The organism is Bacteroides sp., from assembly GCF_028690125.1.
Classification (GTDB): Bacteria; Bacteroidota; Bacteroidia; order Bacteroidales; family Bacteroidaceae; genus Bacteroides.
In genome coordinates this window covers 1-5,400 of sequence record NZ_JAQVBV010000095.1, presented here as the reverse complement: position 1 = coordinate 5,400, position 5,400 = coordinate 1, and the positions used below count along the sequence as shown (strand labels likewise).

6 protein-coding genes are annotated in these 5,400 nt (G+C 40.3%); 2 read left to right on the top strand and 4 right to left on the bottom strand.

Annotated elements, in window-relative coordinates; genetic code table 11:
- The coding region (locus tag PHO71_RS25095) for a Smr/MutS family protein (protein ID WP_300208921.1) at window positions 1-186 on the top strand (186 nt) is incomplete at its 5' end.
- 38 nt (window positions 187-224) lie between these two features.
- Entirely contained in the window at window positions 225-2,519 is a 2,295-nt protein-coding gene (locus PHO71_RS25090) for an alpha-L-rhamnosidase C-terminal domain-containing protein (protein ID WP_300208920.1), read from the top strand.
- A gap of 4 nt (window positions 2,520-2,523) precedes the next feature.
- Here PHO71_RS25090 and PHO71_RS25085 read toward each other — a convergent pair whose 3' ends face one another.
- The 4 genes from PHO71_RS25085 to PHO71_RS25070 all read right to left on the bottom strand — a co-directional run.
- Window positions 2,524-3,132 carry a lysine exporter LysO family protein gene (locus PHO71_RS25085; RefSeq protein WP_125042372.1) on the bottom strand — a complete coding sequence of 203 codons (609 nt, stop codon included), beginning with the start codon at window positions 3,130-3,132 and terminating at the stop codon, window positions 2,524-2,526.
- Complete coding sequence (locus PHO71_RS25080; RefSeq protein ID WP_300208919.1) at window positions 3,129-3,416, bottom strand: LysO family transporter; 288 nt, start codon at window positions 3,414-3,416, stop codon at window positions 3,129-3,131. The genes PHO71_RS25085 and PHO71_RS25080 overlap by 4 nt, the downstream gene beginning before the upstream one ends.
- A 30-nt stretch (window positions 3,417-3,446) precedes the next feature.
- Window positions 3,447-4,448, bottom strand: a complete 1,002-nt coding sequence (locus tag PHO71_RS25075; RefSeq protein WP_300208918.1) for a DUF4249 domain-containing protein — start codon at window positions 4,446-4,448, stop codon at window positions 3,447-3,449.
- Between the two features lie 5 nt (window positions 4,449-4,453).
- Window positions 4,454-5,400 (bottom strand): TonB-dependent receptor plug domain-containing protein (locus tag PHO71_RS25070; RefSeq protein WP_367279939.1); only part of this gene is annotated, 947 nt, incomplete at its 5' end.

The window sequence follows — 5,400 nt, the reverse complement described above, 5'->3', positions numbered from 1 at the left end:
CGTGAGGTGATGGAGACATACAAGAATAAGCGGGAGCAAAAGATAGTCTTTATACATGGTAAAGGCGACGGAGTGCTTCGGAAAGCAGTTCTTGATGAACTGAAGCGAAAATACAGCAATTGTCGTTATCAGGATGCTTCTTTTCAGGAATATGGATTTGGTGCGACAATGGTGACTATTAAATAATCACAGGCTATCGCCTTATTAATAATACTGTGAATTACATGAGAAGAAATAGATTACTGAAGCGGTTGGCTCTGGTAGCTTTGGGAGTATTTTCTATATCGTTATCGGCTATGGCTGATAACAAACCTTCCGGCTTGATGACCGACTTGATAGAACATACCGACCGGACCTGGAACAATGGATATGTTTCCAGTCTTCCGGTTTGGAAGCTTGATTCTGCTATTGAATCACTTCAATATGCTGCTATTCGTTCAATGTATCCTGCCTTTTCATGGGTTGTTCCGGGAGAAACGCAGAATACACATCAAATTGCTTATCGACTGATTGTTGCGGATAATCTATCCGATGTAACTTCCGGAAAAGGAAATGTGTGGGATAGTGATGAAGTAAAGAACGGACAGTCGGTTGCAGTTTTATATGGGGGCGAAGCTCTGAAACCTGATAAGACTTATTTCTGGCGGGTGAAAACTGTGACAGATACAGAAGGAGAGAGCGAATGGTCGGAAATAAAAGCTTTCCGTACTGCTGACAGCTTATCTGAATATGCGACAGCCTACTATCCACAGGTAAAAACAATGGAATCTCCGATTACTGTGAAAAATCTCTCAACTAATGCATGTCTGGTTGATTTTGGAACCGATGCTTTCGCCCAATTGATTTTAACATTTACGTCAGTGAACGAGTCTGATTCGGTAACTATACATTTGGGAGAATGTTTGGAAAACGGTCGTGTACTGCGTAATCCGGGACAATCGACCATCCGCTATCGACGTTGCCAGCTAGCACTACTGAAAGGAACCCATACTTATCGGATTAAAATAGAAAAGGATGGTCGAAATACTGGAAAGGCGGCAGTGTTGATTCCTGAATATGTTGGTGAAGTATTACCATTCCGGTATTGTGAGATTGAGGGATACAATGAATCTCAATCACCTGTTTCTATCGTTCGTGAAGTAGTACACTATCCGTTTGACGAAACGGCTTCTTCTTTCCGTTCTTCTGATGATATTTTGAATCAGGTATGGAAACTATGTAAATATTCTATTCGTGCAACCTCATTTGCCGGAATCTATGTGGATGGAGATCGTGAACGAATCCCTTATGAAGCAGATGCGTTGATTAATCAGCTTTGCCATTATGGTGTGGATCGGGAGTATTCGATGGCTCGTCGTTCACACGAATATCTGTTACTGCATCCCACTTGGCCTACTGAATGGATTCTTCAGGCTGTGTTGATTGCTTGGCAGGATTATCTGTATACAGGTGATAGCCGTTCGCTGAAAGTCAGTTATGAACAATTGAAACCTCGACTCCTGTTGTTACTTCGTGAAAAGAATGGGCTGATAAGTACAAGTACCGGATTACAAACTCCGGAGTTTATTTCTTCCATTCGTATGAATGGGCAGATTAGAGACATTGTGGATTGGCCTCATACCAAGCCGGACAGTAAGTTATGGGATGTAATGGGAGAGTCGGACGGATTTGTTTTCACAGATTATAATGCGGTAACGAATGCTTATCATTATGAAGCTCTAAAATTGATGGGGCAGATAGCAGATGTTCTGGAGAAGTCGGAAGACGCAGATTTGTATATTTCGGAAGCAAAGAATTTCAAGAAGTTATTTATCCGTTCATTCTTTAATACGAGTAAAGGATACTTTACGGATGGGCTCTCGGCAGATACGGACCACACTTCATTACATGGCAATATGTTTCCGCTAGCTTTCGGTCTGGTGCCGGAAGGAAAAGAACAGGGAGTAATTGATTTCATCCGCGCAAGGGGAATGGCTTGTAGTGTTTACGGCTCACAATTCCTAATGGATGCCTTATACAAAGCAAATGATGCGGAATATGCATTGCAAATGCTGACAAAAACAGATGACCGAAGTTGGTATAATATGATTCGTGTCGGTTCTACTATTTCCTTAGAAGCCTGGGATAATAAATATAAGACGAATCAGGATTGGAATCATGCTTGGGGAGCAGCTCCCGCTAATATCATTCCACGTCATCTGATGGGGATAGAACCATTGACACCCGGTTTTGGAACAGTTCGTATCAAACCTCAGTTGGGATCATTGGAGTGGGCGGAGGCAACTGTTCCAACCATTCGTGGAAATATTCAGATAGCTGCCAAAAATAAGAGTGAAGAATATTCTTTAAAAGTCTCTATTCCGGCTAATATGGATGCCGAGGTTTATTTGCCGCTTCCTTCCGGTAAATATAAAGTTATGATGAACGGAACTCCGGTAAAAGTTACCCGTGTGAAAGGAGAACCATATCTGTATATTGGAAAGATTGGTTCGGGTACTTATTCTTTCTTAATAAATTGATTATTCAAAATGATACAGAGCAAAGGAATGTAACAAGAAAGGGTACACTAAAGTCTACAATGAAACCGTGAAAGATGGAAATGATGACAAATTCCTGTCCCGAATAGCGGGTGATAATGGGAAGTGTTGTATCCATGGTGGTGGCTCCGCCTACAGAAATTGGAGCTAATTTACCGAAGTATCTCACTAGTAAAGGTGCACCTAACAAGGCTATTATTTCACGCATAATATTAGAAAGGAGTGCGATGGTTCCTAACTCCGCTCCTTTGTATTCGGTAATGAAGATACTGGAAAGTGAATAGTATCCAAATCCGGCTCCTACAGCCATACAATCTAAAGGAGTACGCTGACTCATGAAAACTCCTGTAACGGCACAGCCGGCTAAAGTTCCCAGTATAGTCATAATGGGCAGAAAAACAAGGCGAGGATTCAATGACCGGAAACTTTTCAATGTTTTCGGATCGTTACCAATACTGATACCTACACAAAACATCAGTCCGCAAAGAGCATAATAACTGAGATTACTATCGGAGAAATTGAACGGAATGAGGTGATAGACACCACAAAGAGTACCTACGATGAAAAAGGATACAATGACCAAACTGCCTTTCATGCTTTTTCCTCCTTATCTCTGTTCCTTATATATAATAGGTACCAAAGTCCCCATGCCAACAAAGTACTACCGATGACTGCTGCCAAAGTTATGATAAGTGCTTCAAGCCCCAATGTATGTAATCCTTTCATGATGGCTTCGTTGCCTCCTACGTCTATTCCGAGTAGGAAGAGCAACAGCCATATCAGAAAGGTGATAATCTTGTGTATCCATGTCAGCCGTTTGCTACGTAACAGGTAGCCGATGAGCATACCTGTCAGCATGATTCCTATAATAATGAACATAATTCCTTGCTTTTGGCTGCAAAGATAATATTAATATCGTGCCCAATAATCAGGGAAGTGAATCGTTTTGCTTGTTTCAGTACTTATTCCGATTACTCCTAAGCCTCCATTGACATTACTTGGAAGTCTGATGGGTTCGTTTATGGTCTCGTCGTAAGAGTCGGATTCCAGTAAGTTGAGTGCTTTGAGGTAGTAATATTCTGTTTCAGTAATGCTTAGCAGATGTATTACGACATCTACTTCAATATTTACGGGTAATTGTAAATATCTGGGTGCTCTAATGTTATTGTAGACAGTCATTGTGTAAGAGCTATTTTTGAAACGTGAATCGTCGAATACACCATATTTATTTTCTATGTTATCAAATATACCGTTATCATCATCGTCGCCTGTAGAAGGATGTCCGTCTGTTAATACAATATCATCATGTGCCTCGAATCCATAACTATGTTTGATTTTCATTACAGTTTCGTCAGTATCAAAGTTATAGTCCGGTATGGATATCTGAAGGTCTACAAGGATACGATAGTAATTATCCTCGTTGGGACGATCATTGAAAGTTATTTTATATTGGAGACGATCGTAGGTGAAACCACTTTTGGATATCTCTACACTAAGAGTATCAATCTTTTCAATTTCTTTGAGAGGTTGCGGAACAATGACTTCTGACCAGGCATGATATTTACCATCATCAGTTAAAGCGTCAATACGTACTACATCTCCGGGATTAAATTTACTTGTTATCTTGAAGCGGCATTGTTCATTTTCTTCCGGTTCAATAGGGAGAGGGCGTAAACTTTCTGCCAGTTGTCCGTTGATACGCACTTCTACTGTGGCGTTTTGGACATTAGTGGCATACTCTTTGCCTGTAAAGTTGAGATAAAGTATGTTTTCCGGATTAGTCGTGTCTATCAGTGCATTCATTACTAACTTCGGAGGATTATTATTGAAATCGAAAGGGAGCTCGTTTTCACAAGAGACTGTAGTGAGTATTGATGTTACTATGAGTAAGTAGTATATGTATGTTTTCATCTTGATTAAAATTTATAAGTGTAAGTGAAAGAAGGAATTAATGGTAAGATTGTATATTTTTTAATGATTGCATGTTGGGCATTGTTTTTGCTACGGTAAACGAAGGTGGGATTCATTTCATTATACACATTGTATAAACTAATATTCCAGGTACGTATACCATGTTTAGTCTTTTTGTTGAAGTTGATACCTATATTCAATCTGTGGCTGGAGGGTAACCGGTAGTTATTGCGATTTTCGATGTAGGATGCTTCTCCTATATTGGGAAGACCTTCCGGGAAATAATCACCAAATGCGCTATTATGTGAACTGTTGCCCGGATATATCACAGATGTTTTTTCTTCGGGAATCGTAGTTGTACCTCCTGTATAAAATACCCAGGAAGCTCCGATATCAATTCGCTCACTGAATTGATGATTGATGGTCAGGTTCATGTTGTGGCGTCGGTCATACTTATATGGAAAGCGTTCCCCATTGTTTATTCCTCCCTTGGCAAACTTCCGGTCACTTTTGGAGAGAGTATACGCTAACCATCCTGTCGTTTTTCCTGCTGTTTTTTGAACCATAAATTCGATACCGGTCGAACGTCCTTTTCCCATCTCCACCTTATTTTCCCACCCGGAGGAAGAACCTAGAAAACTAATGCCATCTTTATATTCGAGCACATTGCGCATATCTTTATAATATCCTTCTACAGAGAATTCCCATCCTTGAATTCCTGTGTAATATCCTCCCAACGAATATTGATTTGAACGCATAGGTTTAATGTTTTGCGTGACGGGAACCCATAGATCGGTAGGCATTGAAATAGGAGTAGAAGATAACAAATGTACATATTGACTCATTTGGGTATAAGCGGCTTTGAAAGCTACAGATTTATTGAGTTGATAACGTGCTGAAAGTCGTGGTTGCAGTGAGAAATAGTTTTGTTTCTGCACATGAAACAGTGATA